The following is a 25,714-nucleotide window of genomic DNA, read 5'->3' on the forward strand; positions in this document are numbered from 1 at the left end:
CGCCGCCCGTCTCATCCCGCCCGCGCCCCGCCACGTACGCTTCCCGGACCACCCCGCCGCCGTCCGAGGAGCATCCGCATGCCCGCCGCCCGTGCCCGTCTCCTCTACGTCACCGACCTCGCCTACCCCGCCCGCGGCCGGCGCTACGGCGACGAGGACGTCTTCCTCACCTCCCGGCTCCGCGCCGACTTCGACCTGGCCCTGTGCCACCCGCTGGACGCCGCCGCGCTGATGGACGCCTTCGACGCCGTCGTCGTCCGCAACAGCGGGCCAGTGCTCGGGTACCGCGAGGCCTACGACGCCTTCCGCGAGCGCGCCCTGGCCACCGGGGCCCGGGTCTACAACCCGCTCACCGGCCGCGCGGACATGGCCGGCAAGCAGTACCTGCTCGACCTGTGCGCCGAGGGCTTCCCGGTCGTCCCCACCGTGGACCGGGTCGAGGACCTCGACCGCCTGCCGGTGAGCGAGCGCTATGTCGTCAAGCCCAAGCACGGCGCCGACTCCGTGGGCCTGCGCGTCCTCGGCCCCGAGGCCCTGCACACCCTCACCGAGGCGGCCGACGGGACCCTACTCGTGCAGCCGTACGTCGACTTCGCCTACGAGGTCTCCTTCTACTTCGTCGACGACGAGCTCCAGTACGCCCTGTACGCCCCGGACCCCGACCGCCGCTGGCGGCTCCAGCCGTACGAGCCCACCCCCGAGGACGTGGGGTTCGCCCGGCGTTTCATCGACTGGAGCGGCCTCCCGCACGGCGTCCAGCGCGTCGACGCCTGCCGCGCCCCCGACGGCGGGCTGCTGCTGGTGGAGCTGGAGGACCTCAACCCGTACCTGTCGCTGGACGCCCTCGGCGAGGACGTCCGGGACGCGTTCGTCGCCGCGCTCACGCGTTCCCTGCACCGCTTCCTGGGCCGGCCCGCCACCCCCGGCTGAACCCCCTCGGCCGCGCGCCCGTATCTCTCCCCGGGGACCACCGGAAGGAGAGAGCGTGCCGACACCGGACGGACCCGGACAGCCCTACGAGCGCGAGGTCCTGGAGCCCATCCGGGTGCTGCGACCGCGCAACACCGACGCTCTGGCGCAGATGTTCCGCGAGATGACCGAGGACGCCGACCTCTACGAGGCGGTCCCGCTGCCGCCCCCGCGACAGCCCGGAGCCGAGGCGGACACCGAGGAGATCCCGCCGGTGAGCCGCCGCGCCTCCCGGCGTGAGCGCGTCGAGCCGACCCGGGGGCGCGTCGGTCCGTCCCGGCGGCGCGCCGCCGCCGACGCGCGCAGGCCGCCCAGAGAGCCCCGACCGGACCGGCTCGCCGGGCCCGACCGGGACCGCACCGCCGGCCCGCACCGGATCGCCATCGTCTCGCTCGCCGTGCTCGCCGCGGCCCTCGTCGGCTTCGCCTGCGCCCTGCTGCTGCCCGGCCGCGCCCAGCAGGCGGCCGCGCAGCCCCCGCCGTCCGCCCCGGCCGCGCCCGCGCCGACGGCCGCCGGAAGCGCCCCGATCGCCTCGCCCGAGCCGTCCGCCCCGGCCGACCCGGACGGCGCCGGCACCCTGCGCGAGGGCGACACCGGAGCGGAGGTCACCGACCTGCAGCAGCGGCTGCGCCGTATCCCGAACGTCTACGACGGCGGCGCCACCGACGGCCGCTACGACAGCGTCCTCACCGAGGCGGTGGCCCGCTTCCAGCTCTGGTACGGCATCCGCGGCGACGAGAGCGGCGTCTACGGCGACGACACCCGCCGCGATCTGGAATCACGCACCGGATGAGCTCGCGAGGACCGCTAGGGCGCCTCCTCCTCGTCCGTCGGCACCCGGATGTCCAGCACGCACACGTCGTCGCGCCGCTCGGGCTCCAGCATCGCGCCGAGCAGACCGCCCAGCTGCGTCGGGCCGAGCGCCCCGGAGGCGACGGCGGCGTCGGCGAGCCGCTCCAGGCCGCGGTCGATGCTCTCCGAGGGCCGCTCGACGAGCCCGTCGGTGTACAGCACGACCCGGTCGCCCGGGCGGAGCCGGCACTCCGCCTCCTCGTAGTGCGGGTTGTCGCGCGCGCCGAGCAGCATGCCGTGGGGCCGGGCCAGGTAGCGGGCCTCCCCGTCGCGCAGCAGCAGCGGCGGCGGATGCCCGGCCTGCGCCCACAGCAGCCGCCGCCGGGCGGGGTTGTAGCGGGCCAGGATCATGGTCGCGGTGCCGTGCGGGTCGCGGGAGTGCAGCAGCAGGGCGTTGAGCCGGACCAGCGCGCCGGTCAGCGACGATCCCGTGATGATCATGCCCTTGGCGGTGAAGCGCAGCAGCGCCATCGCGGCGACGGCGTCCATGCCGTGCCCGGCGACGTCGCCCACCACGAACAGGGCGTCGCCGTCGGGCAGTTCGATGGCGCTGAACCAGTCGCCGCCGACGTTGAGGCCGGACTGCGCGGGCAGGTAGGCGAGGTCGACGCGCAGCCCGGCCACCCGGACGGGCCGTCTGGGCAGCGGCAGCAGCGCGTCCTGGAGGCGGGAGGCCATGGTGCGCTCGGCCTGGAGCACGCCGTGCTGGGTGAGGATCGCCCGCTCGCTGGCGACGAGGGCGAGTTCGGCGCTGCGCTGCGCGGTCAGGTCCTGGAGGAAGCCGTGCACCTCGACGGGCCTGCCGTGGACGTCCGACACCGTCTCGGCGACCGCCCGCAGATGCCGCACGCCCTGGCGGGTCAGGATGCGGAACGGCACGTCGCACGGCCGTCCCTCCCGCACCAGCTCGGTGATGGCCCGGGTCAGCAGGGGCGTCTCCTCGGGCAGGGCGAGGCCGGGGAGCTGGGCGAGGGGCACGGCGCCGTGCGCGGGGTCGCGGTCGAGGATGGCGAAGACCTGCGTGGACCAGTTCATCTCGCCGGTGACGAGGTTCCAGTTGGCCCAGCCGAGGTTGCCGAGCCGCTGCACGTCGGCGAGCCGCTGCTCCTGCCGGTCGGAGGGGTCGTGCCGGACCCAGCTGACGACCAGTCCGTCGCCCAGCCGCGCGGCGCGCGCCGACACCGTCGCCAGCTCGCCCGTGCCGGCGACGGTCTGCTGCCGGGCGAACGGCTCGCTCTCGAAGGGCTGTCCGGAGGCCAGCGCCGTCAGGCAGCCCTGCCAGAGCGGTTCCTCGGTCACGCTGGGCCAGCACTCCAGGAAGCGCAGCCCGAGCAGTTCGCGCCCGCAGCGGCCGACGGCGTCGAACGCGCCGGCGGTCGCCGCCTCGACGCGGAAGTCCTCGACGTCGCCCGCGCGGGTGCGCAGGGGGGACAGCAGCACCGCGGGGACCGGCAGCCGGTCGAACACCGTCTGCACGGAGTCGGGGACCGTGCCGAGCGTCGGGTGCTGCCGCGGCCCGAAGGTGCGCAGCGCGCCGGCGGCCAACCGGGCGGCGGACAGCAGTTGCTGCCGGACCTCGGGGGTGAAGGGGCCCTCGCGGCGGCGCAGTACGCCGAGGGCGACGTCGGCGGAGTCCCCGGACGTCACCGGCAGCCAGGCCCGGCTGGGCCACCGTTCGGGCGGGTCGCCGATCAGCAGGTAGCGGAGCCGGTCCTCGCGGAGGTTCTCCAGCCAGCGCGGCTCGCCGGACTCCAGCGCGTCGAGGGCGGCGATCCCGGTCAGCGGCGGCACCTGCCTCCACTGCCCGGCCAGCACGTCGTCGACGCCGGCGTGGCCGACGAGTTCGAGGCCGCCGCCGGGCAGCCGAGCGAAGATCATGACGGCGTCGGCGTCGGCGCCGGGGGCGAGGTGCTCCAGCAGACAGCGGGCGAGGTCCTGGGGGCCGCCGACGTGGACAAGCGCCTTGGCGAGCCGGCCGAGGCCGGCGGGGTCGGCCGGTTCCTGGTCCGGCGGCGGGTACGGGTCCCAGGCCGCCGGCTTCTCCTCGCGGCGGCCGGCGAACGCGTCGTCCCCGGCCGCCTCGGCGCCGGCGGCGCTCCGGCCCAGCCCGCCGAGGGTGACCCAGCACTCCTCCAGCAGCGTCCGCCGGGCCTCCTTCGCCCGCCGGTGCAGCTCCTCCTGAGCGGCGTCGGGGGAGCAGCCGGTCAGCGCCATCACCGCGCCCTTGGCCCGCTCCAGCACCGCTGAGGTGGCCGCCAGGTTCTGCAGCCGGTCCATCTCGGCCCGCTGGCGCGCCACGATCCGGGTGAGGGCCGCCATGTCGGGCATGGCGCCGGACTCGGCGGGCCGGGCGGATTCGCTCGTCACGGCACGAGCATGGCACATGCAACCGCATTTGATCGCGGTCTTGCGGCAACCCTGTCACCGGCGGCTATCCCGTCACGGGGGCCGGAGCGGAGGATGCCGTTCAGCGTCCGGGGGAGTGCTCCACGAGTGCCTCGGTGACGGCGCGGACGCTGCGCGCGATGTGCTGGAGCTGCATGACCTCGGCCGCGTAGAGCTTGATCGTGTGCTCGATGACGGATTCGGGCATGCCGAGCCGCGGCAGGTCGGCGCGCGCGGTCTGCAGCGCGGTGCGGGCCACCCGGATCTCGTGCTGGACCTGGATCTGCGCGTGGCGGGCCAGCAGGACCGGGTGCCGCAGCAGCGCCGGGTAGCTGGCGTAGCGCGCGGGCACCAGTTCGCGCAGCCACTTGGCCGCGGAGCGCTCCCAGTCGTAGCTGCCGGGGTTCTTGACCTGGCACGGCCAGTCCGGGCTGATGCGCGTCGTCGTCAGGGGCATGATCATCGCTTCCGGGTGTGCGGCGTCGTGGCGGACGGGTGGTCCGACGTGTGGGGCGGCCCCGGCCTAGGGGAGGACCGGGGCCGCCACAGGGCCCCGCCACCGGCGAGGCCCCGGGCACCCTCGCGCCGACGTGGGTAGGGGACGGCGGCTTCAGGTGTCCGTTCGTGAGCCCTCGGGGGGCCGGTGGAGCCGTGGAGCAGTATTTATATATGCCGTCCGCTTTGCAAGGCGTATGAAAACATTCATGCGCGAAATGACCGCAATGATCCCTCTGCGTGTTTTCCATGACCGGGGAGTGCGGGGCAGCGGCGGACGGCCTCCGCGCCCGTTCGCCTACTCGGGCAGGAAGAACTGGTGCTGCTCGGCGATCTGCTCGTACTCCTCCAGCCGCGCCTGGGTGCGTTCCGGACCCGCGTCGGTCATGGCCTGGAGCAGCGCCGAGGCCATCACACCGGGGGCGGCGTAGGAGTCGAAGACCAGACGGGAGCCCGTCCCGGTGGCGAAGGTGACGTCGGCCTCGTCGGCGATCGGCCCCAGCGCCAGGTCCGTCACCAGCGCCACCTTCAGCCCCGCGCCGCGCGCGACCCGTACGGCGGTCAGCGTCTCCTGGGCGTGCCGCGGCATCGAGAACGCCAGCACCCAGGTGCCGCCGGCCTCCCGGGACTGCAGCAGCGCGTCGTAGGCGACGCTGCCGCCCCGCGTCACCAGCCGCACGTCCGGGTGGACCCGCCGGGCGGCGTAGGCGAAGTACTCGGCCAGCGAGACCGAGATGCGCAGGCCCAGCACGGTCAGCGGGGCCGAGTCCGACAGCTGCCGGCCCACGTCGATCACCTGGTCGGGATCGGCGAAGTCGCGGCGCAGGTTCTCCAGGTTCTCGATCTCCGCGTCGACCGCCGCCTGGAGTTCGTTGCTCCGGTTCACCTCCGCCGGGCCGCCGGCCAGGGTGCCCAGCGCGATCGACTGGAGCTTCTCCCGCAGCGCCGGATACCCGCTGAAGCCGACCGCCGCCGCGAACCGGGTCACCGACGGCTGGCTGACGCCCACCCGGTCCGCGAGATCCGTGATCGACAGGAACGCGGCCTCGGTGATGTGCTCGATCAGGTACTGCGCGATGCGCCGCTGACCCGGCGACAGCCGGGGCCCGTCGAAGAGCGCCCGGAGCCGGGACGTCGCGGACACCTCCGTCTGCGGACCGGTCCTGCCCGAGGTGATCGTGGATGCCTGTGCGCGTGCCTGCTGAGGCGATGGCACCGGTGGTCCTCCTTTGTCTCCCACGAAGCTCAACATAGCCCACGGACCACGCCGGACCGGGGTCGTGAGCGGCGGGTGCGGGCGGCCCGGGGGAGAACGGCACGGGGACCGCCGGGGGCGCTGCGGACGGGGGCGGGTGCGGCGCCGGTGGACCCGGGCCCCCGCCCCCGCCGTCAGGGCGTCACCGCTTCACGACGCGTACCGACAGACCGTCCGCCGTGTAGAGCGGTACGGCCCTCAGCGTCTCGGAGTTCAGCTCGACCCGGGCGAAGCGGCCGCGCAGCGCCGGGGCGTCGATCACACGGAGGGTGCTGCCCACGGCCGGGGCGTGCTCCGCGTCCACGTGCAGCGACAGCACGCTGTCCTCGCCCAGCACGACCCGCCGGGTCACCGTCAGCGCCGCCTGCCGCGCGTCCGCCCGCAGCGTCGACTCCAGCGTGCCCGCCTCCTGCGCGAACACCCCGTGCACCTGCGCCGGTTCCGCGACGCGCAGCGTCCCGCCCGCCACCCGCACGTCGTCGCGGCCCAGCGCACGCGCCGACGCGGCGACCAGCACGCCGTCCTCGACGACCGTGCCGCCGCGGTAGCGGTTGTCGCCGCTCAGGGTGAGCGTGCCGGTGCCCCGCTTGGTCAGGGAGCCCCGGCCGTCGATGTCGTTGCGCCAGGCGTCGGCCGCGTGGAAGCCGCCGGCCGCCGCGTCCAGGGTGACCGTCACATCGGAGTCGAAGGCGCCGTAACCGTCCGCCGCCGCGAACAGGTTGAGCCGGCCCCACTGCTCGAAGCCGTCCAGCAGCACGTACCCGGCGGGCAGCGCGGTGGTGCGCAGCACCTCCCGGCGCTGCGCCGCCGACAGGTACGGCAGCCGCGTCTCCAGCAGCGCCTCCGCGCCCTTGGGAACGGTCAGCGGCTCGTCCCCGCCCTCCCGCCGCAGCACATAGGTCAGGCGCGGCTCGACCGCGCGGGCGTTGGCCTCCCGGTCGGCGTAGGGGTCGCCCGCGTCGGAGTGGGCGTACGCGAACAGGGTGTCGGCGGTCGTGCCGGTGCGCTGCGTGAAGTACGCCAGCGCCTGCGCCCGCGCCGCGGCCTTCAGCTCGGCGTTCGCCGGGTCGGCCAGCGTGGCCGCGGCGAGGGCCGTGGCCATGATCCGGCCGCCCATGACGTCGACGGTGGAGTGCATGCCCGACATGATCCGGGTGTGGCTGAGCTCCAGCGCCCGCGTCACCAGCTCCTGGAACCGCTCCGGCACGGCGTACGCGTACGCGAGCGCCGCCAGGTGGAAGGCGTTGGTGTGACCGCTCGGGAAACCGCCGTCGTCGACGGGCGAGGCGCTGCGCTGGCGCAGCAGCTGCGGGGCGACCTTGACCTCGGAGTCGTAGACCGGGTAGCCGAGCGCGTCGGTCCTGCCGGTGTCGACGACCTCGCTGTCCTCGTTCATGCGCCACGGTCGCGGGTACTGGAAGGCGTACTTGCCCGGGTTGCCGGAGGCGTAGGGGCCGCGCAGCGTGTCGACGAGCTTGGCCACCTGGCCGAGGTCGGAGGTGTGGGAGCCGGCGCCCAGCGCGGAACCGGCGGGCGCGTCGGCCGGCACCGAGTCGTCGATCTTGGCGGGCGGAGTCGTGTCCGGGGCGCTGGTGATCGACGTGACCGCCTTGGCGCCCGCCCTGTACAGGCCGGCCAGCGGGCCGAGGCCGCCGATCATCGCGTAGCTCTGGTGCTGGCGGTCGTAGAGGAACGCCTCCTTCGCCTGCGCCTCGGTGCGGGAGTCGGTGAGGCGCGCGCAGTAGCGCATGTTCGCGCGCAGCACGTCGGGGCGCAGCGGCGTGCCGGTGTTCCAGGCGGCGCCGGTCTTCCAGACCTGGGCCATGCCGCCGAGGATCCGCACCACGGCGTTGGTCTCGGGCGTGAGGTTCGCGAGGACGTTCGTCTTGTAGTCGTCCGCGAACGGGAGCGGCGCGGTCGCGGCCTTCGCGCCGGCGGCGGCCGGCCAGGTGAGCAGGGTCGGGGCGGCGACCAGGGCGGCGGCCCCGCCCAGGGACGTCCTGAGGAAGCCCCTCCTGTCCACGGGGGAGATGACGCGGTGCCCGTCGGTAGACGGCATGGGTGTGCCTCTTTTCAGTTCTGCGGCCGTACGGCCGTGGAGGGGGGACGTGCTGATCCGGTGCGCTGCCGCGGGTTCTGACGACCCGTGAGCCCGGAGGGTGCGTGCGTTCGAAGATCTACGGCCGGGCCGTGTCCCACCGACAAGGCCCCGACGACCGCGACATGTCCCGCAGATGAACGGGCGGACCCCGCCCGGCCCGGACCACCGGCGGGGCGCCCGCAGCCCGGGCGCCGCCCCTCACAGCAGCGTCCGCGCGAGCGCCACCGCTCCCTGGGCCGGAGGAGCGCTCAGGGGGTGGGTCCGGGTGCCGGGGAAGGACTCGGCGAGGGCCGTGGTGAAGGCGTCGTACAGGGCGGGCTGGGCGAGGATCGTGCCGCCCGCCACCACCACGTCGCCGACGGGGACGCCACGGGCGCCGAGCCGGGCGACGAGGGCGGCGAGCGAGCGGCCGGCCTCGGCGATCACGGTCGCGGCGAGGCGGGAGCCCTCGGCGGCGGCCGCGAAGACGGCGGGGGCGTGCCGGCCCCACTCGGCGGACGGGGACGAGGCGGCCTCCAGGGCCGCGCACAGCCCCGGCACCTCGGCGACCCCGAACGCGCCGGTGAGCCCGCGCGCGAGGGCGTCGGGCTCCTCCCCGCGGTCGTGCGCGGCCCACACCGCGCGGGCCGCCTCGCGGACCAGGCCGGCCGCGCCGCCCTCGTCGCCGAGGACCGCGCCCCAGCCGCCCACCTGGACGGACCTGCCGTCGGACAGCCGGCCCACCGCCACCGAACCGGTGCCGGCGACCAGGCCGACGCCCTTGTCGAGGCCCGCCGCGGGGACGAGGAGCTCGGCGTCGCCCACGACCAGCGCGGGCGCGTCGACGTGGGGTCCGAGCGCGGTGCGGATCCGCGCGCACTGGAGTTCCGTCTCGCAGGCGTGAGCGCCGACGGCCACGGCGGCCGGGCGTGCGCCCGCCGGCAGGGCGTCGGCGATCAGCGCGGCCAGCCAACGGGCGGCGGCCACCGGGTCGTGCGGGCGCCAGCCCTCGCTCGGACGGACCAGCTCGGCCACCGTCGTGTCGCCCGCCAGGGCGCGCAGATGGGTCTTGGTGCCGCCCACGTCGATGCCGACCACGAGGGCGCACGCGGGGGGAGAGTCCTGCACGGATCCTCTTTCGTCGGAGCGCGATGGAGCCATGTGCCGCGACGGTGGGCGAACCGTGCCGGGAGAGGTGCGGAGAACTAGGGAAGCCCCGGGACGGGCTTCTGACGGACCACGGCAGGCGAGTACCGTGACGTTCGTTAGGAAGTTAACTAACGAAGTACAGTGCGTCAAGAGTGCGTCGCGCATCCGCCCGCCGGCCGGATCTCACGGTCCGCCGCGGCCCGCCGGCGTCACGGCATCCCGTCACCCGCGTCCCGCGAGGGCTACCGCCCCCGGGAGCGCGGCCCATCACCTGAGTGGGGAAAGTGTGGAACTCGACGTGGCAAGGACCCCCCGCCTGACCGAGAGCGCGGGCGCCGTGTTCACCGTGCTCGCCGAGGCGGGCGCCGCCACCCGGCCGCAGCTCGCGACCCTCGCGGGCCTGTCCAAGCCGACGGTGTCCTCCGCCGTCGCGGAGCTGGAGAGCGCCCGGCTCGCCGCCCACTCCGGCACCGCCTCCAGCGGCACGGGCCGCTCCGCCGCCGTCTACCGCCTCGGCCCGGCCGCCGGAACCGTGCTCGCCGTCGACCTCGGCCCCGCCCTGACCCGGGTGCGCGGCTGCGCCCTGGACGGCGCGCTGCTCGCCGAGGCGGCCGGCCCCCGCCCCGACGCCGCCGACGTGGTGCGCGAGGCGCTCGGAGCGCTGCCCCGCGCCGCCCCGCTGCGCGCCATCGTCGTCGCCGTCGGCGACGTCACCGCGCGGGAGGGCGGCGGCATGCGCCCGGCGACCGCCAAGGCCGGCCCCGTCTTCGACGCCGTGCGGGTCGCGCTGCCGCCCGACGTCCCCGTCCACCTGGAGAACAACGTCAACTGCGCGGCGCTCGCCGAGCTCCACGAGGGCGCCGCCCGGGGCCGGGACACCTTCGGCTACCTGCGCATCGGCGTGGGCATCGGTCTCGGCATCGTCGTCGGCGGCCGGGTGCTGCGCGGGGCGAACGGCGCCGCCGGAGAGCTGGCCCGGCTGCCCTACCCCTGGGACGACGGCCGTGAGCCGCGCCGTGAGGCGCTGGAGGAGTACATCGGGGCGCGTTCCCTGCTGCGCAGGGCCGCCGAGGCCTGGGCGGACGCCGACGGGCCCTGCCCGCGCACCACCGAGCGGCTCCTGGCCCTCGCCGGCGAGGGGAACCGGGCGGCCCGCGCGGTCGTCGACCGTCACGCCGTCGACGTGGGCCGGCTGACCGCCGCCGTGACCGCCGTGCTGGATCCCGGCCTGATCGTGCTGGGCGGAAGCACCGGCGCCGACCCGCAGCTCCTGCCCGGTGTCCGGGCCGAGTTGGAGCGGCTGAGCTGGCCCACCGACGTGGTCAGCAGCACGATCGGCGATCTCGGCACCGTCGTGGGGGCGGCGCGGCTCGCCGTCGCCCGGGGAGTCCAAACCGTGACCGAAGCGGCGGGGGCGAAGGATTGACGGCCTCCGACTCGGTCTGCCAATGTCCGGACAAGCGCTTTCTAAGTCGGCCGGGACGCCGACTCGGGGTGAGCGTCCCGCCCGTACTTCGAGGTACGGCAGCCACGCGAGGGCGTGCTCGCGTGACGACGGCCACGGCGGCCGGGGATCCCACCCGTCAGGATGGCTGCGGCCGGGCGAGGCCGCGCCCCCCGGAAAGCGACATCACCTGCAAACTGCACCCGTGCCGCCTCGGCTGGCGCCGTGCTCCGTCCAGTACGACGAAAAGGGATCGAAAATGACCAGTGTGGGTGTGCGGCGCTCCCGCCGACTCGGCCGCGGCGGCATACGCCGTGTGGTTCCCCTCGCTGCCGTGGCCACGGCAGGTGCCCTTCTGCTCTCCGCCTGCGGGTCGGGCTCCGACTCGGGCGGCAACGCCAAGTCGCTGACGTTCTGGATCTCCACGGTTCCGGGGCAGGACGCGGGCTGGAAGAACGCGGTCGCGCAGTACAAGAAGGAAACCGGCGTCGCCATCAAGCTCGTCAACATCCCCTACGACGGCTACCCGACGAAGCTGCACAACGCCGCGCAGGCGAACTCCCTGCCCGACGTGGCGACCGTGCCGGCGCTGGACCCGATCTGGTCGAGCAAGCTGATCGACCTCAGCTCCATCGCCAACAACAAGAGCAACAAGATCAACGCCAACTTCCTCGCCAAGGACTCCTCCGGCAAGGTGCTGGCCATCCCCTCGGACGTCACCGCGTCCGGCCTGTACATCAACAAGACGCTCTTCGAGAAGGCCGGCGTCACCTTCCCGGCCTCGCCGCAGAAGACCTGGACCTGGACCGACTTCATCAAGGCGGCCAACACGGTCCGCGAGAAGACCAAGGCCAAGTACTCCCTGACCTTCGACCAGTCGCCGTCCCGGCTGCGCGCCATGGTCTACGAGATGGGCGGCAAGTACGTCCACGCGGACTCCTCCGGCAAGTTCTCGGTGGACGACGCGACCAAGAAGGCCGTGAACACCTTCGTCGGCTGGAACGACGACAAGACCATGCCGAAGTCGGTGTGGACGTCCGGCGCCGACCCGTCCGCCATGTTCCAGAGCGGTGACGTGGTCGCCTACTGGTCCGGCGTGTGGCAGGTGCCCGCCTTCGCGGAGAGCATCAAGAAGTTCGAGTGGGCGAGCGTCCCGACGCCCGCCCAGCCCGTCCAGGCCAGCGACGTCAACAGCGGCGGCCTGACGGTCGGCTTCAACAACAACGGCGAGGCGGCCACCGCCGCGTCGAAGTTCCTGTCCTGGCTGTACGAGCCGGCCCACTACCAGGCGCTGTGCGAGGCGTCCGGGTTCCTGCCGGTCGAGAGCGGACTGAACCCGAAGTACCCCTTCACCTCCCCGGCGGCGCAGGCGGCGTTCAAGCTGTACAACGAGTCGATCCCGCTCTACGCCCCGATCTCCGGTTACTTCAACACGGCGCAGACCGAGTGGGTGCTGAAGGGCAAGAGCCTCACCGAGGACCCGACCAAGACGGAGCTCGGCAAGGCGATCAACGGCCAGCAGTCGCCCGACAAGGCGCTGGAGAACATCGTCGCCGGCTACAACCAGCAGGTCGGCGGCTGATCGCAGACCACAGGGCCGGGCGGTGGACCCCGAGACACCGCCGCCCGGCCCTGGCGCCCAGGTGACGCCGGGCTCATGGCACGAGCCCACAGCAATCCAACCCCCAGCACGGAGTCTGCAAGATGACAAAACGCGCCTCGGACGTGCCCGCGAGCCCGGCCAGGAGACGAAGTAAGTACACCCTCGCGCCGCTCGTCCTCATCGCGGCCAACGTCGTGCTCTTCTCGCTGTTCTTCGTCTGGCCGGCGGTGATCGGGCTTCTCTACTCGTTCACGAACTACACGGGTGTCGGGGCGTTCCAGTTCATCGGGCTGGACAACTACCACAACCTGTTCGGGGACTCCACGTTCTACGACGCGCTGAGCCGGACGCTGCTGTACACCGTGCTCTTCGTGCCGCTGAACTTCGCGGTCTCGCTCCTCGCCGCCAACCTGCTGGTGAGCAAGCACGCCAAGGGCGCGTCGGTCGCCCGCGTCATCTTCTTCATCCCGTGGCTGCTGTCGCCCATCGTCGTCGGCGTGCTGTGGCGGTGGCTGTTCGGCGAGAACTTCGGGCTCGTCAACTACATCATCGAGCAGTTCGGCGGAAGCGCCGTCCCGTGGCAGTCGAACGCGGACCTGTCGCTGCTCGTGGTGGTGATGGCGGCGTCCTGGGCCTGGACGGGCTTCTCGATGCTGCTGTTCATCGCCGCGATCAAGAACGTGCCGGTGTCGTACTACGAGGCGGCCTCGCTCGACGGCGCCGGCCCCTGGCGCCAGTTCTTCAGCATCACCCTGCCGAGCATCGCGCCCACCTCGTTCATCGTCATCCTGCTCAACACGATCAACGCGATGAAGGAATACCCGGTGTTCGTCGCCCTCAACAACGGCGGACCCGGCACCTCGAACAACCTGCTCGTCCAGTACATCTACGAGACCGGATTCAAACGGGGCCAGATCGGCTACGCGAGCGCCGCGTCGTTCGTGCTCATGCTCATCCTGATGGCCGTCGCGATCGTCCAGCTGATCGTCAACCGGCGGGTGGAGAACCGATGACAACCACAGACATGCCCCGCCCGCTCGACGCCGACGCCGAGCAGCCCGTCGTCAGGAAGCGGCCCCCCAAGGCGGCCACCGGCGGGCTCCGGCAGGCGGTGTCCGCGACGACCCTGCTGTGGATCATGGCGTGCCTGTACGGACTGCCGGTGCTGTGGTTCGTCCTCAGCGCCTTCAAGCCGGCCAGCGACCTGTTCTCCTATCCGCTGACGCTGGTTCCCCACAACCCCACCCTCACGGGGTTCAAGGCGGCCTGGGACAGCGCCAACTTCTCCCAGTACTTCATCAACACGGCCATCGTGTGCGTGATCACGACGATCCTCACGGTGGGGGTCAGCTGCTGCACCGGGTACGCGCTGGCCAAGTACGACAACAAGTGGCTCAAGGTCTTCTTCGTCTGCATCCTGGCCACCACGATGCTGCCGGGCGAGGTCATGCTCGCCCCCGAGTTCCTGGTGGTCCGCAACCTCGGCCTCTACAACTCCTTCGCCGGCATCATCCTCCCGGCCGTGCTGACCGCGACCGGATGCTTCATGTTCCGCCAGTTCTTCCTGACGGTGCCCGACGAACTCGTGGAAGCCGCCCGCATCGACGGCGCCCGCGAACTCGCCATCTTCGCGCGGATCATGGTGCCGCTCTCCCGGCCCATCATGCTGACCCTCGCCATCCTGTCCTTCCAGTGGCGCTGGAACGACTACATCTGGCCGCTGCTGATGCTCAACGACCCCAACAAGTTCACCGTGCAGATCGGCATCCAGAGCATCGTCGGCGCGCAGAACATCAACTGGTCGGTCCTGCTGGGCGCGTCGGTCATCTCCATGATCCCGCTGATCGCCGTCTTCCTGGTCTTCCAGCGCTACGTCATGGGCGCCGACATCAACGCCGGACTGAAGGACTGACCGTACCCGTGCACCTCCCTCACCAGCGCGGCCCGCTGCACGACCTGCCGGACACGCCCGAGGCCTACGACGCCGTCCTCGCCGACGTCGTAGAGCAGGCCCTGCGGCGCATCACGCCGGAAGGCAACCTCGAACACCCCGACTGCGACGACGACATCGGCGACACCTCCCTCGGCATCACCTCGCTCCTCGCGCTCGCCTGGCAGCGCGGCAAGGACCCGAGGCTGCCGGAGGCGGTGCGCCGCAGCCTCGCCTTCCACCTGCGCGAGCGGGTCTACACCGAGGACAACCCCGGCTACCCCAACCTGCGCCTGCGCGACTCCCGCCTGCCGTACGCCCGCTACGTGCTCGAACCCGGCGCGCACCCCATCGGCGACTGGCCCAGCACCGTGTGGGCGCTGCTCCAGCTGGTCAACGTGCTGGAACTCGCCGACGGCCTCCTCGACGACGAACAGCGGCGGGACCTGGCGCTGCTCGGCCACGGCTACTGGCGCTGGCTGACCGAGGCGACCTTCTTCAACCCGCAGGAGGCCGGCAACCAGGCCATCGGCTGCGTCGTCGGCGGCCTGATGCTGGCCCGCCACCTCCCGCAGCAGGCGGCGGCGGTCCGCGCGCGGGCGCTGCGGCTGTACACGGACGAGATCCGCGCCCACCGGGTCCGCGACCGGGGCGCCCTGCTGCCCCCCGAGCACGGCGGGGCCTACGACAACAACTACGGCCCGATCTCGCTGTCCTTCCTCGCACAGGCCCACCGGGTCAGCGGCGAGGAGGTCTTCGCCGAGGACGGCGACACGCTCGCCCGCTACATCGACGCCCGGCTGACCGGCGGCGGCTTCGACAACGGCGGCCCCCGCTACAGCGAACAGCACTCCGCCTTCGAGTCCGTCCTCGGCCTGCGCTACTTCGGTCAGCGCATCGGCGCCGACCTCGGCCGCTACCGGGGCGACAGCCGCTGGGCCCGGTACGCGGTCAAGCCGGACGGCGGGGTCGACGGCCACTTCGCGTGGATGCTCGTCTGGCAGATCCAGGACGACAGCCGCTGGCAGCGCACCCCCTCCACCCGGACCGTGCGCCACCAACTGCGCTGCGGGACCGTCTCCGTGGCCTTCGACGACCGGATGACCCCTGCGATCGTCGAGGCGGGCGGCGCCTACTGCCTGCCCGCCGCGGTCGGCCGCCAGCACGGCTTCGGCCCCGTGACCGACGGCTTCCTGCTCTGCCGCCCCATGGGCGAGGTCCGCGTCCGCGACCTGCGCGCCGGGGACCTCACCGCCAAACTGGTCACCAAGCCGGTCGTCGGCCGCGACCACGTCCTGCGGTACGTGCGCTCCCTGTACGTCACCGACGGCGCGGCCCTGTGGACCACCGTCGCCGTGGAGCGCCTCGACGGCACGCCGTACCTGCTGGCCGGCCTGCCCTACGCGGAGGACGACGGCGACCGGGTGCGGCGCACCTCCCAGGTGGCGGTCGCCTCCGCGGGCCCCCTGCGGCTGACCCACCCCGACGGCCGGGGCCCGGACCGCTTCGACGCCCGCAGCGAGGTCACCCAGGAACAGGCCGCCTTCGCCCTCGCCGCCGACCCGCGCGGTTACGGCAACCCCGACGAGGGCTGGAGCCACCTGGTCGCCTCCACCGCCCTGGAGGCAGGACCCGTCCCCGACGCCCCCGACGACCTGCACGTCTTCGCCGTGCGCTACGGCACCTCGGACCCGCTCACGGTGCGGGTCGAACGGAACCCGGAGGGGATCACCGTACGGACGGCCCGCTTCACCGCCGTACTCGGCCCCGACGACGCCCACGGCGAACCGGAGCTGACCCTGCTCCCCGCCTGACCGCGCGCCGGCAGCGGGGGAGGCGCTCGGTCAGAACCCGGGACGGATCACCAGATCGGCCCGCTCCCGGGTCGCCGCCACCAGATCGGCGTTGCGCTGGTCCGTGCCCAGCACCCAGGCCAGCGCCTCGGCGGGACCCTTGCCGAACTCCTCGTGCCGGGCGACCAGCCGGCGCACCCGCTCCTCCTCGTCCGTCTCGCAGAACCACACCTCGTCCAGCGCGGCCCGCACCCGCGCCCACGCGCCCGTGCCCAGCAGCAGGTAGTTGCCCTCCGTCACGATCAGGCGCGCCTGCGGCGGCACCGGGACCGCGCCGGCCAAGGGCTGCTCCAGCACCCGCTCGAAGCCCGGCGCGTACACCACCTCGTCACCGCCGGCCTCCTCCCGCAGCCGCCGCAGCAGCGCCGCGTACCCGGCAGCGTCGAACGTGTCCGGCGCGCCCTTGCGCCCGCGCCGGCCGAGCCGGTCGAGCTCGGCGTCCGCCAGATGGAAGCCGTCCATCGGCACATGCGCCGCCCACGGCCCGCCGCCGTTCAGCTCCCGCACCAGCCGCTCGGCGAGGGTCGTCTTGCCCGAGCCCGGGCTGCCGGCGATCCCGAGGAACGCCCGCTCGCCGCCCCGGACGAGTCCCCGGGCACGGGTCAGCAGTTCGTCGAAAGTGAGCACACAGCAGAGTGTCACAGTCCCCTGGTAGGAGACCCGTAGGGGGAGAGGAGGAGTACGTGCCGGAGGACGACGAGCAGATCCGCGCCCTGATCACCCGCTGGGCCCAGGCCGTGCACAAAGGTGACATCCAGGCCGTCCTCGCCGACCACGCCGAGGACCTCCTGCTGTACTACGTCACCCCGCCCCACGAGGGCATCCGGGGGCTCGCCGCCTACCGGGTGCTCTGGCCGCCGTTCTTCGCCTGGCAGGCGCTGGGCGCCCGGTTCGAGATCGACACCCTGGACGTCGTCGCCGGCGCGGACGTGGCCTACGCCCACGCGCTGCTGCGCTGCGGCACCCCCGAGGAACTCGCCGAACGGCCCACGCTGCGACTGCGCCTGACGTTCGGTCTGCGCAAGGAGCACGGCCGCTGGGTGATCGCCCACGAACACCACTCCTTCCCGCACGACTGAGACCGAGGCGCCCCCGCCGGCATGCCGATGTGGCGCGCGCCACACCGATGGCGGCCCCGTGCCAGGGAACGGGAACCCGTATGACGACGACGCTCGGACTCCCCGGCACCATCCAGGCCTGCCTCTTCGACCTCGACGGGGTCGTCACCCGGACGGCCGTGGTGCACGCGGCCGCATGGAAGGAGGCGTTCGACGCGTTCCTGCGCGAACGCGACGGCGACGGCTTCCGTCCGTTCGACTCGTCCCACGACTACGACGAGTACGTCGACGGCCGCCCCCGCGCCGACGGCGTCCGCACCTTCCTCGCCTCACGCGGCATCACCCTGCCCGAGGGAAGCCCCGACGACCCGCCGGACGCGCCCACCGTCCACGGCCTCGGCAACCGCAAGAACGACCTGCTGCTGGAGAAGATCCGCACCCAGGGCGTGGAGCCCTACGACGGCACCCTGCGCTACCTCGCCGCCGTCCGCGACCGGGGCTTGCGCACGGCGATCGTCTCGTCCAGCGCCAACACCCGCGACGTGCTGCGCTCGATCGACGCCGAGGACCTGTTCGAGGTGCGGATCGACGGCGTGGTCGCCGCCGAACGCGGACTGCCGGGCAAACCCCGCCCCGACACCTTCCTCGCCGCCGCCCGCGACCTCGGCGTCGAACCGTCCCACGCCGCCGTCTTCGAGGACGCGCTCGCCGGCATGGACGCCGGCCGCTCCGGGCACTTCGGTTACGTCGTCGGCGTCGACCGGGTGGGGCAGACCGACGCCCTGTACGCGCACGGAGCCGACATCGTCGTCAAGGACCTGGCCGACCTGGCCGACCTGGGGGGAGACGCTTGATCACCGACCGTTCCTACGCCGTCGAGCCGTGGTGCGTGCGCGAAACCCACCTCAAGCTCGACGTCCTCGCCCAGAGCGAGTCCGTGTTCGCCCTGTCCAACGGGCACGTCGGCTGGCGCGGCAACCTCGACGAGGGCGAACCGCACGGCCTGCCCGGCTCCTACCTCAACGGCGTCCACGAAGTGCACCCCCTGCCCTACGCCGAGGCCGGCTACGGCTACCCGGAGTCCGGGCAGACCGTCATCAACGTCACCAACGGCAAGATCATGCGGCTCCTCGTCGACGACGAGCCCTTCGACCTGCGCTACGGACGCCTCGTCTCCCACGAACGCGTCCTCGACCTGCGCCGCGGCGTCCTGGAACGCACCTGCGAGTGGACCTCGCCGGCCGGGTCCACCGTCCGGGTCCGCTCCACCCGGCTGGTCTCCCTCACCCAGCGGGCCGTCGCCGCCGTCGCCTACGAGGTCGAGGCCGTCGACAGCCGCTCACGCGTCGTCATCCAGTCCGAACTGGTCGCCAACGAGAGCGTGCCCGAGCCGGACGGCGACCCGCGCGCCGCGAAGGCCCTGAAGTCGCCGCTGGAGCCCGAGGAGGACGTCGCCGCCGACCATCGGCTGCGCCTGGTCCACCGCACCAAACGCAGCGGCCTGCGCGTCGCGGTGGCCGCCGACCACACGATCAGCGGCCCCGAGCGGACCACCACCAGCGCGGAGAGCAACGTCGACGTCGCCCGGCTCACCGTCACCTCCGTGCTGGAGCCCGGCGAGACGCTCCGCGTGGAGAAGCTCGTCGCGCACGGCTGGTCCGGCGTCCGCTCCCGGCCCGCGATGAGCGACCAGGTCGAAGCGGCCCTCGCCGCCGCGGGACACAGCGGCTGGCAGGGCCTGCTCGACGACCAGCGGGCCTACCTCGACGACTTCTGGGCGCGCGCCGACGTCGAGGTCGACGGCGACGAGAAGATCCAGCAGGCCGTCCGCTTCGCCCTCTTCCACGTCCTGCAGGCCGGCGCCCGCGCCGAGGGCCGCGCCATCCCCGCCAAGGGCCTGACCGGCTCCGGCTACGACGGCCACGCCTTCTGGGACACCGAGACGTTCGTGCTGCCCCTGCTCACCTACACCGCGCCCGACTCCGTCGCCGAGGCGCTGCGCTGGCGGCAGCAGACCCTGCCCCCCGCCCGTGAGCGCGCCACCCAACTCGGCCTGCGCGGGGCCGCGTTCCCCTGGCGCACCATCGAGGGCTCGGAAGGGTCCGCGTACTGGCCGGCCGGCACCGCCGCCTTCCACGTCAACGCCGACATAGCCGACGCCGTCGTCCGGTACGTCGCCGCGACCGGCGACACCGGCTTCGAGGCGGAGACCGGCGTCGAACTGCTCGTGGAGACCGCCCGGTTGTGGCGCTCCCTCGGCCACCACGACGCCCACGGCGTCTTCCACATCGACGGCGTCACCGGCCCCGACGAGTACAGCGCCGTCGCCGACGACAACACGTACACCAACCTGATGGCCCGCGCGAACCTCCTCGCCGCCGCCGACGTGGTGGAACGCCACCCGCGCGAGGCGGCCGCGCTCGGCGTGGACGAGGAGGAGAGCGCGGCCTGGCGGGACGCCGCCGGCGCCGTGCACATCCCGTACAACGACGAACTCCGCGTCCACGAACAGCACGCCGGCTTCACCCGCTACCAGCGCTGGGACTTCGCCGGCACCCGCGCCGACCAGTACCCCCTGATGCTGCACTTCCCGTACTTCGACCTCTACCGCAAACAGGTCGTCAAACAGGCGGACCTGGTGCTGGCGATGTACCTCTGCGGCAGTCACTTCGAGGAGGAGTACGACGACGAGCAGGTCGCCCGCAACTTCGCCTACTACGAACCGCTGACCGTGCGGGACTCCTCCCTGTCGGCGTGCGGGCAGGCCGTCGTCGCCGCCCAGGCCGGCCATCTCGACCTGGCCTACGCCTACACCGCCGAGGCCGCCCTGATGGACCTGGAGAACCTCCAGCAGAACACCCGCGACGGCCTGCACATCGCCTCCCTCGCCGGCACCTGGACGGCCCTGGTCGCCGGGTTCGGCGGGCTGCGCCGCCAGGGCGACACCCTGCGCTTCGCACCCCGGCTGCCCGAGCGGTTCAGCCGCCTCGCCTTCTGCATCCAGGTCCGGGGCCGCCGGCTGCGGGTGGAGGTCGGCCCCGACAAGGCCGTCTACACCCTGCTGTCCGGCGACGCGCTGACGATCCACCACCACGGCAGCGCGCTCACCCTGAACGGCGACGGCCCCGTGGCGCGCACGGTGCCGCCGCAGCGGTCCCGCCCGGCGCCCGAACAGCCCCCGCACCGCGCCCCGCGCGCCGGCTGACCGCCCGCCCCGCCGACCGGCCCCGCCCGGTGTCCCGCCCGTCACCGGCGGGGCGCCGGGCGTGCGGCACCCGGGCTGATCTCCGCCCTGCGCCTCCGCCCGAACCGGGTTACTTTGATCGTGTTTCTCGCGGTTCGCGCTGTTTCTCCGTTCCGCGACCCCGGGATTCCCCCGCGCGGCGGATCCGGGACTGCCCGGCTCTCCCGCGTCCGGAACGAGGGGTGCAGATGGCCCACGGCACGAACGCCCTGCCGATAGGTCGGCAGCGCGGCGCACCGGCGAACCAGCCCGGCATCCGCCGGACGCGCGGCGTCCGCCCGCTCGCCGCCGTGGCCGCCGCCTTCACGCTCGCCCAACTCATCCTCGTCGTCCCCGGCGTGGGAACCCTCGGCCCCGGTTTCGGTCTGGGCCTCGGCTGGGACGAGACCGTGTACGTCAGCCAGGTCTCCGCCCAGGCCCCGCCCGCGTTCTTCAGCGCGCCCCGCGCCCGGGGCGTCACCCTGCTGGTGGCGCCGGTCGCCTCCTGGTCCACCTCCACGGCACTGCTGCGCGTCTACCTCGCGCTGCTGTCCGGCCTCGGCCTGTACCTCGCCCTGCGCGTCTGGCGGGGACTGTTCCCGGCCCGGGTCCTGGCCCTCGCCGGCGCCCTCTTCGCCACCCTGTGGGTGACCCTGTTCTACGGCCCGGCGGCCATGCCCAACCAGTGGGTCGCCTTCGGGGCCCTGGCCTGCACCGGCTGCCTGCTGCGGGCCCGCGCCGACCACCGCGACCGGGCCGCCCTGTGGGGCGTGGCCGCGGGCGCGGCGCTCATGGCGTGGATGCGGCCCACCGACGCGGTCTGGATCGCGCCGCCGCTGCTCGCCCTCGCCCTGGCGGGCCGCCATGTCCGCGCCGCCCTCTTCCTCGCCGGGGGCCTGGCGACCGGCGTCGGCCAGTGGGTGATCGAGGCGTACACGAGCCACGGCGGCCCCCTGCGGCGGCTCGCCGAGGGCTCCCGCATCCAGGGCGGGCTCGGCCGGAACCTCGCCGTCGACGACCAGATGCGCGCCCTGATCGGCCGGGCCCTGTGCCGCCCGTGCACCGGGCCGCTGCCCAACCCGGTCATCACCGCCTGGTGGGTCCTGCTGCCGCTGCTCGCCGCCGCCGGCCTCGCCGTCGCGGTGCGGGCCGGGCGGACCGCGCCCACGCTGCTCCTCCTCGTCTGCGCCACGACCGCCGCCCTGCCGTACCTGTTCCTCATCGGCTACGCGGCGCCCCGCTTCCTCCAGCCCGTCTACGCGCTGCTCGCCATCCCGGTCGCCGACGCACTGTTCCACCTGGTCACGCGGCCCGACGGCCGATGGCGCCCGGCCGCCGCCGTCGTGACCGCCCTGCTGCTGACGGGCCATCTGGCGGTGCAGTACGTCGTCCTGGACCGCCTGGTGGACCGCACCGCCGCCGACCGCCTCGACTGGGCGCGCACCGCGGCAGACCTGCACCGGCTGGGCGTACGGCCGCCCTGTCTGCTCACCGGGACCGAGGCCATCCCCGTCGCCTTCTACGCCGGCTGCTCCTCGGCCGCCACCAGCGGCAACAACGCCGACACCACCGAGTCGGGCATCCTCCGCACCGCCCGCCGCGTCCCCACGGCCGCTCTCTCCCCGCCGGGCGGCCCACCGCCCGGCTACGCCCGGACCTGGACCCGCCACCCCTCGGCAGGCCTGGACCTGCACCTCGCCCCACGACCCGCCGGGGGCGGCCAAGGATGAGGCGACTCATGTCACGCTCGGCCGGCGTGCCTCACGGGCCCAAGACCGTCTCGGTGACACCGCCCCGCCCGTCGGGCTCCACCCGGTACAGGTGCGCCCCCGGCGCCCGGGCGACGGTCCGGGTCACGGCGCCGTCCGTGAACAGGGCGCCCGCCCCGTCGTCAAGCGCCCACCCCGCGGGCAGCGCGCCGCTCGCCACCGCCCGGAGGTAGGAGGGCCGGCGGCCCGGCTCGCTGTCGTAGTGCGGGCACACCGAACCCGGCAGCAGACCCAGCCCGTCCGGCAGGAAGGTCAGCGGACCGAAGGAGTCGGTGTGCGAGCCGCGCGCCCAGCAGTTGGCGCCCGCGCTGATGCCGCACAGCAGCGTCCCGCGCTCGTACGCCTCCACCAGCAGCCGGTCCACCCCGTGGACGCGCCACACCGCGAGCAGGTTCGCCGTGTTGCCCCCGCCCACATACACGACGTCCTGCTCCAGCAGGTGGGCGCGCAGCGACGCATCGTCCGCCTCCCGCCGGAACAGCCGCAGGACGGACGGCTCGCACTCCCGCCCGGCGAACGCGGCGAGGAACCGCTCGGCGTATCCCTCGGCGTCGCCGCTCGCCGTCGGCACGAAGCACACCTTCGGGCGCGGCCGGCGGGCGAGGCCCAGCACCCAGTCGTCGAGCACGCCGTCGGAGTCGGTGGAGAAGCCGCCCCCGAGGAGGGCGACACGGCGGGGCTCGTCAGGAAGGGGCATGCCCCGATTCTCTCCCGGCGCCGGGCCCGGGCTCCGGCGGCGGCCGGGCACGGCCGACGGGGTTGGGCCACGGGTGGCGGGGATACCCGAACGGCACAACGAGGACCATCACAGGCGACGCAACCGTCGCAGCAGCCCAGGGAGGCACCATGGCCACGGAGCCCGAGAACCCCGCGAACGACGCGCCCACGGCCGACGACGCCTACCAGCCCACCGGCACCAACGAGGAGCAGGAGGACGCCGCGCCGCTCGACCTTCAGGACGCGCTCGACGAACGCACCTACGACGACACCCTGGACGAGGGCTACTCCCCGCCGGAGAAGCCGCTCGGCGTCACCAAGTACGGCACCACGGCGGCCGAGCAGCACGAGGGCGAGACGCTGGACCAGCGCCTCGCCCAGGAGGTCCCCGACGTCGAGGCGCCCGCGGGCGACGGCGTCGGCGACCTCCCCGGGGGCGAGGGCGAGCCGGTCGACCCCGAGGCGGGCGACGCCCGCGCCGGCCGGCTGGTCGCCCCGGACGAGGGCGCGCACCCGGACGCCACCAAGGAGGAGACCGCCACGGACGTCGGCATCGACGGCGGCGCCGCGGGCGCGGAGGAGGCGGCCGTCCACGTCGTCGAAGACCGCGACCTGCCCTGAGCCCCCGTAGGGGAGTCGCCTGGGCGGCCCCGTCACCTGCTCCTCAGGGGCAGGCGACGGGGCCGTCGCGCTGCCCGCACCCCCCAGGGGCCCGCAGGTCAGGGCAGCAGCTTCTCGATCGCGTTGGGGCCCTCCTCGTCGAGCTTGCGCCGCGCCCACTCCAGGTTGCGCGGGGTGAGGTCCCGGCCCGCGGCGAGGACCATGTCCTCCGGCGACACATCGGTGCCGGTGCGGGTGTGGAGCAGGGCGTCGGGGGTGACGCGGTCGGAGGACGGCCCGGAGGCGCCGGGCTGTGAGGTCGACATGGTGTGCTCCTCGGTCCGGAGGGCTGCTTCGGGCCCGTGCGGCCGCCGGGGGCGCGGCGGGCCCACTAACACCATTCATCGCGGGAGCGGACCCTGCATCCGGAGGCCACGCAGATCACACTCCGGGGGCATTGACAGGTTTGGAGACGCCGTGCTGGTGCATCCGGAAGGCATACAAGTATTCGCACGGACATGGGAGGAACCGTGGGCGTCATCGCCTGGATCCTGATTGGCCTGCTCGCCGGTGCCATCGCCAAGCTGCTGCTGCCCGGGAAGGACCCGGGCGGGATCATCGTCACCATGCTCATCGGCATCGTCGGCGGTCTGCTCGGCGGCTGGCTGGGCAAGGTGATCTTCGGGGTGGACTCGATCGACGGGTTCTTCGACCTGTCCACCTGGATCGCCGCGATCGTCGGATCGCTCATCCTGCTGGTCCTCTACCGGGCCGTCACCGGCAACCGGCGCTCGCACCGGCACGCCTGACGGTCCCTTCGCAGTGACGACGTGCCCGACCGGGCCGCCCCAGCGGCACGCCCGGTCGGCACGCCGGTTCGGCAAGACGCCGGCGGATCCGCCGGCGTCTCCGTGTGTCCGGCCACGGCCGGCTCACGGCCGGCCCATGCTCAGCCCGCGCCGCCGCCCAGCAGGGCCTCGGCCTCGGCGAGCACCTCGGTGACCCGCAGGCCGAAGGCCGCGTCACAGGCGTGCGGACGGCCCCCATCGGCCGCCGCGCACAGCGCGTCCGCGGCCCGGCCGAGCGCCACCGCCGCGCCCGCCGCGCTCTCCGGGAGCCGAGCCACCCCCGCCGCGCCCCGGACCTCGACGGCCGTGCCCGACGCCTCGGGCGGCGCCGTCAGACTCAGCGTCATGGTGCTGGAGGCGCCCCCGGAGTGGTCCAGGACCACCTGCACGGTGTCGCCGGGACCCCGCACCGCGGCCGCCACCCGCCGCACCTCGCCCAGGACGGGCAGCAGCACCGACAGCGCGTGCGGACCCACGTCCCACAGCGCGCCCTTCTCCCGGCGCCACGGCGTCGCGAAGGGGTGGTCATCGGCCGAGAACACCGCGCCCAGCCACTGCGCACGCCCCGTGAACCACCCCTCGGCCGCGGCCTGTTCGGCGATCCACGCCTCCGGCTCCGGAAGGAACCGGGTGGTGAAGAAGACCACCGAGGCGACCCCCGCTTCCCGTACGGCCCGCTCCACCGCCCGCGCGCCCGCCACCGTCGTGGCGACGGGCTTGTCGAGCAGCAGATGACACCCGGCCCCGGCGGCCCGCACGGCCAGCTCCGCCTGCACGTCCGGCGGCAGCGCCACCGCCACCGCGTCCACCTCCGCGAGCAGCGCGTCGACGTCGTCGTAGGCGCGGACGCCGTGCGCGTCGGCCAGTTCCTTCGCCGCGTCGGGGCGGCGGCCCCACACGCCGGCGAAGTCCAGGCCGTCGTGCGCGGCCAGGACGGGGGCGTGCACCATGTGCGCCCAGGGGCCGGTGCCGAGCAGACCGATGCGCATCCCGCTGACTCTCCCTGCTGCCGGTCGACATCACGGCCGGCGGCGTACGAAAAACGGCGCAGGCCGTGTGCGAGCCTCGCACACGGCCTGCGCCGCGGGACACCCCCGGGGGGCGTCCGGATCGGTGGGGCGGCCCCTGAGGGGCCCTTGCGCTATGCCCGTCCTGGTCGGACGCTCATAGTGCGAGGGCCCCTCAGGCCGCCCGCGGCTCCGCCCGGACGTCCTCCGCCGGCCCGTCGACGGCCGGCTCGCCGCCCTCGGCCCCGCCCCGGACCAGGCGCAGATGCCGCTTGCGCGCGGCGTGCCGGCGCTTGGCCCGGTCGGGGACGGAGGCGGGGGCGGGGGAGTAGAGATGATCCTCCACACGGTCCATGACCGCGATCAGTACGGACAGCAGCGGCAGCAGCAGTACGGCGACCCACAGCACGGAACTCTCTCCTCGTCAGACGACGGAGACCGGGTGCCTCGAATCGGCCCACTGATGCCTGCGCGGGG

23 protein-coding genes are annotated in these 25,714 nt (G+C 73.8%); 13 read left to right on the forward strand and 10 right to left on the reverse strand.

Annotated elements, in window-relative coordinates; all coding sequences use genetic code 11:
• Positions 1–78: 78 nt before the first annotated feature.
• Positions 79–930, forward strand: a complete 852-nt coding sequence (locus ACFYXA_RS06020) for a RimK family alpha-L-glutamate ligase (protein ID WP_389028515.1) — start codon at positions 79–81, stop codon at positions 928–930.
• A 55-nt stretch (positions 931–985) separates the two neighbouring features.
• Positions 986–1,762: a peptidoglycan-binding protein gene (locus tag ACFYXA_RS06025; RefSeq protein ID WP_389028518.1), complete on the forward strand. Its 777-nt coding sequence runs from the start codon at positions 986–988 to the stop codon at positions 1,760–1,762.
• 14 nt (positions 1,763–1,776) lie between these two features.
• On the opposite strand, the gene ACFYXA_RS06030 is transcribed toward ACFYXA_RS06025, so the two are convergent.
• The 5 genes from ACFYXA_RS06030 to ACFYXA_RS06050 form a co-directional block, all read right to left on the reverse strand.
• Entirely contained in the window at positions 1,777–4,149 is a 2,373-nt protein-coding gene (locus ACFYXA_RS06030; protein WP_389029087.1) for a SpoIIE family protein phosphatase, read from the reverse strand.
• A 139-nt stretch (positions 4,150–4,288) separates the two neighbouring features.
• Positions 4,289–4,669 (reverse strand): hypothetical protein, encoded by a 381-nt coding sequence (locus ACFYXA_RS06035; RefSeq protein WP_352251673.1) that lies wholly within the window; start codon positions 4,667–4,669, stop codon positions 4,289–4,291.
• A gap of 330 nt (positions 4,670–4,999) precedes the next feature.
• Entirely contained in the window at positions 5,000–5,917 is a 918-nt protein-coding gene (locus ACFYXA_RS06040; protein WP_352251675.1) for a MurR/RpiR family transcriptional regulator, read from the reverse strand.
• A gap of 181 nt (positions 5,918–6,098) precedes the next feature.
• Positions 6,099–8,015, reverse strand: coding sequence for a phosphatase PAP2 family protein (locus ACFYXA_RS06045; RefSeq protein WP_352251677.1), 1,917 nt, complete (start codon positions 8,013–8,015; stop codon positions 6,099–6,101).
• A gap of 240 nt (positions 8,016–8,255) precedes the next feature.
• Positions 8,256–9,164 (reverse strand): N-acetylglucosamine kinase, encoded by a 909-nt coding sequence (locus ACFYXA_RS06050; RefSeq protein WP_389028523.1) that lies wholly within the window; start codon positions 9,162–9,164, stop codon positions 8,256–8,258.
• 319 nt (positions 9,165–9,483) lie between these two features.
• Here ACFYXA_RS06050 and ACFYXA_RS06055 point away from each other — a divergent pair, with 319 nt between their 5' ends.
• The 5 genes from ACFYXA_RS06055 to ACFYXA_RS06075 all read left to right on the forward strand — a co-directional run bounded on the left by ACFYXA_RS06055 (position 9,484) and on the right by ACFYXA_RS06075 (position 15,976).
• The gene (locus ACFYXA_RS06055; RefSeq protein ID WP_389028526.1) at positions 9,484–10,611 is read left to right on the forward strand and encodes an ROK family protein; all 1,128 of its coding nucleotides are present in this window, start codon (positions 9,484–9,486) and stop codon (positions 10,609–10,611) included.
• 277 nt (positions 10,612–10,888) lie between these two features.
• Complete coding sequence (locus ACFYXA_RS06060) at positions 10,889–12,211, forward strand: ABC transporter substrate-binding protein (RefSeq protein WP_389028529.1); 1,323 nt, start codon at positions 10,889–10,891, stop codon at positions 12,209–12,211.
• A gap of 122 nt (positions 12,212–12,333) precedes the next feature.
• A complete protein-coding gene (locus ACFYXA_RS06065) occupies positions 12,334–13,245 on the forward strand; it encodes a carbohydrate ABC transporter permease (RefSeq protein ID WP_389028532.1) in 912 nt (303 codons plus the stop codon).
• The gene (locus ACFYXA_RS06070; protein WP_352251685.1) at positions 13,242–14,144 is read left to right on the forward strand and encodes a carbohydrate ABC transporter permease; all 903 of its coding nucleotides are present in this window, start codon (positions 13,242–13,244) and stop codon (positions 14,142–14,144) included. Before ACFYXA_RS06065 ends, ACFYXA_RS06070 begins: the two co-directional genes overlap by 4 nt.
• An 8-nt stretch (positions 14,145–14,152) precedes the next feature.
• Positions 14,153–15,976, forward strand: a complete 1,824-nt coding sequence (locus ACFYXA_RS06075) for a hypothetical protein (RefSeq protein ID WP_352251687.1) — start codon at positions 14,153–14,155, stop codon at positions 15,974–15,976.
• Positions 15,977–16,006: 30 nt separating this feature from the next.
• Here ACFYXA_RS06075 and ACFYXA_RS06080 read toward each other — a convergent pair whose 3' ends face one another.
• Complete coding sequence (locus ACFYXA_RS06080; protein ID WP_352251689.1) at positions 16,007–16,642, reverse strand: nucleoside/nucleotide kinase family protein; 636 nt, start codon at positions 16,640–16,642, stop codon at positions 16,007–16,009.
• Positions 16,643–16,698: 56 nt separating this feature from the next.
• Here ACFYXA_RS06080 and ACFYXA_RS06085 point away from each other — a divergent pair, with 56 nt between their 5' ends.
• From ACFYXA_RS06085 to ACFYXA_RS06100, 4 genes are all read left to right on the forward strand, one after another.
• Positions 16,699–17,094 (forward strand): SgcJ/EcaC family oxidoreductase, encoded by a 396-nt coding sequence (locus ACFYXA_RS06085; protein ID WP_352251691.1) that lies wholly within the window; start codon positions 16,699–16,701, stop codon positions 17,092–17,094.
• 80 nt (positions 17,095–17,174) lie between these two features.
• Positions 17,175–17,927: an HAD family hydrolase gene (locus ACFYXA_RS06090; protein WP_389028538.1), complete on the forward strand. Its 753-nt coding sequence runs from the start codon at positions 17,175–17,177 to the stop codon at positions 17,925–17,927.
• Positions 17,924–20,278 carry a glycoside hydrolase family 65 protein gene (locus tag ACFYXA_RS06095; RefSeq protein ID WP_389028541.1) on the forward strand — a complete coding sequence of 785 codons (2,355 nt, stop codon included), beginning with the start codon at positions 17,924–17,926 and terminating at the stop codon, positions 20,276–20,278. Before ACFYXA_RS06090 ends, ACFYXA_RS06095 begins: the two co-directional genes overlap by 4 nt.
• A 227-nt stretch (positions 20,279–20,505) precedes the next feature.
• Positions 20,506–22,026: a hypothetical protein gene (locus tag ACFYXA_RS06100; protein WP_389028544.1), complete on the forward strand. Its 1,521-nt coding sequence runs from the start codon at positions 20,506–20,508 to the stop codon at positions 22,024–22,026.
• 31 nt (positions 22,027–22,057) lie between these two features.
• Here the strand turns inward: ACFYXA_RS06100 and ACFYXA_RS06105 are convergent, their stop codons facing one another.
• Positions 22,058–22,762, reverse strand: a complete 705-nt coding sequence (locus tag ACFYXA_RS06105) for a Type 1 glutamine amidotransferase-like domain-containing protein (protein WP_389028547.1) — start codon at positions 22,760–22,762, stop codon at positions 22,058–22,060.
• A gap of 149 nt (positions 22,763–22,911) precedes the next feature.
• Here ACFYXA_RS06105 and ACFYXA_RS06110 point away from each other — a divergent pair, with 149 nt between their 5' ends.
• On the forward strand, positions 22,912–23,403 hold the full coding sequence (locus ACFYXA_RS06110; protein WP_389028550.1) for a DUF5709 domain-containing protein: 492 nt from the start codon (positions 22,912–22,914) through the stop codon (positions 23,401–23,403).
• Between the two features lie 98 nt (positions 23,404–23,501).
• On the opposite strand, the gene ACFYXA_RS06115 is transcribed toward ACFYXA_RS06110, so the two are convergent.
• The gene (locus ACFYXA_RS06115; protein WP_352251702.1) at positions 23,502–23,708 is read right to left on the reverse strand and encodes a hypothetical protein; all 207 of its coding nucleotides are present in this window, start codon (positions 23,706–23,708) and stop codon (positions 23,502–23,504) included.
• A 204-nt stretch (positions 23,709–23,912) separates the two neighbouring features.
• On the opposite strand from ACFYXA_RS06115, the gene ACFYXA_RS06120 reads away from it, so the two are divergent.
• Positions 23,913–24,191: a GlsB/YeaQ/YmgE family stress response membrane protein gene (locus tag ACFYXA_RS06120; protein ID WP_351098613.1), complete on the forward strand. Its 279-nt coding sequence runs from the start codon at positions 23,913–23,915 to the stop codon at positions 24,189–24,191.
• A gap of 140 nt (positions 24,192–24,331) precedes the next feature.
• Here the strand turns inward: ACFYXA_RS06120 and ACFYXA_RS06125 are convergent, their stop codons facing one another.
• Both ACFYXA_RS06125 and ACFYXA_RS06130 read right to left on the reverse strand, forming a co-directional pair.
• The gene (locus ACFYXA_RS06125) at positions 24,332–25,219 is read right to left on the reverse strand and encodes a Gfo/Idh/MocA family oxidoreductase (protein WP_351340253.1); all 888 of its coding nucleotides are present in this window, start codon (positions 25,217–25,219) and stop codon (positions 24,332–24,334) included.
• 193 nt (positions 25,220–25,412) lie between these two features.
• The gene (locus tag ACFYXA_RS06130; protein ID WP_352251706.1) at positions 25,413–25,646 is read right to left on the reverse strand and encodes a hypothetical protein; all 234 of its coding nucleotides are present in this window, start codon (positions 25,644–25,646) and stop codon (positions 25,413–25,415) included.
• Positions 25,647–25,714 lie beyond the last annotated feature (68 nt).

It is taken from the genome of Streptomyces sp. NPDC002566 (assembly GCF_042889585.1).
In the GTDB taxonomy this organism is placed as follows: Bacteria; Actinomycetota; Actinomycetes; order Streptomycetales; family Streptomycetaceae; genus Streptomyces.

Coding starts and splice junctions, on each gene's coding strand:
- ACFYXA_RS06020 (WP_389028515.1), top strand. CDS start 79: ATGCCCGCCGCCCGTGCCCGTCTCCTCTACGTCACCGACCTCGCCTAC.
- ACFYXA_RS06030 (WP_389029087.1), bottom strand. CDS start 4,149: ATGCCCGACATGGCGGCCCTCACCCGGATCGTGGCGCGCCAGCGGGCC.
- ACFYXA_RS06035 (WP_352251673.1), bottom strand. CDS start 4,669: ATGATCATGCCCCTGACGACGACGCGCATCAGCCCGGACTGGCCGTGC.
- ACFYXA_RS06045 (WP_352251677.1), bottom strand. CDS start 8,015: ATGCCGTCTACCGACGGGCACCGCGTCATCTCCCCCGTGGACAGGAGG.
- ACFYXA_RS06060 (WP_389028529.1), top strand. CDS start 10,889: ATGACCAGTGTGGGTGTGCGGCGCTCCCGCCGACTCGGCCGCGGCGGC.
- ACFYXA_RS06065 (WP_389028532.1), top strand. CDS start 12,334: ATGACAAAACGCGCCTCGGACGTGCCCGCGAGCCCGGCCAGGAGACGA.
- ACFYXA_RS06070 (WP_352251685.1), top strand. CDS start 13,242: ATGACAACCACAGACATGCCCCGCCCGCTCGACGCCGACGCCGAGCAG.
- ACFYXA_RS06090 (WP_389028538.1), top strand. CDS start 17,175: ATGACGACGACGCTCGGACTCCCCGGCACCATCCAGGCCTGCCTCTTC.
- ACFYXA_RS06100 (WP_389028544.1), top strand. CDS start 20,506: ATGGCCCACGGCACGAACGCCCTGCCGATAGGTCGGCAGCGCGGCGCA.
- ACFYXA_RS06105 (WP_389028547.1), bottom strand. CDS start 22,762: ATGCCCCTTCCTGACGAGCCCCGCCGTGTCGCCCTCCTCGGGGGCGGC.
- ACFYXA_RS06110 (WP_389028550.1), top strand. CDS start 22,912: ATGGCCACGGAGCCCGAGAACCCCGCGAACGACGCGCCCACGGCCGAC.
- ACFYXA_RS06115 (WP_352251702.1), bottom strand. CDS start 23,708: ATGTCGACCTCACAGCCCGGCGCCTCCGGGCCGTCCTCCGACCGCGTC.
- ACFYXA_RS06125 (WP_351340253.1), bottom strand. CDS start 25,219: ATGCGCATCGGTCTGCTCGGCACCGGCCCCTGGGCGCACATGGTGCAC.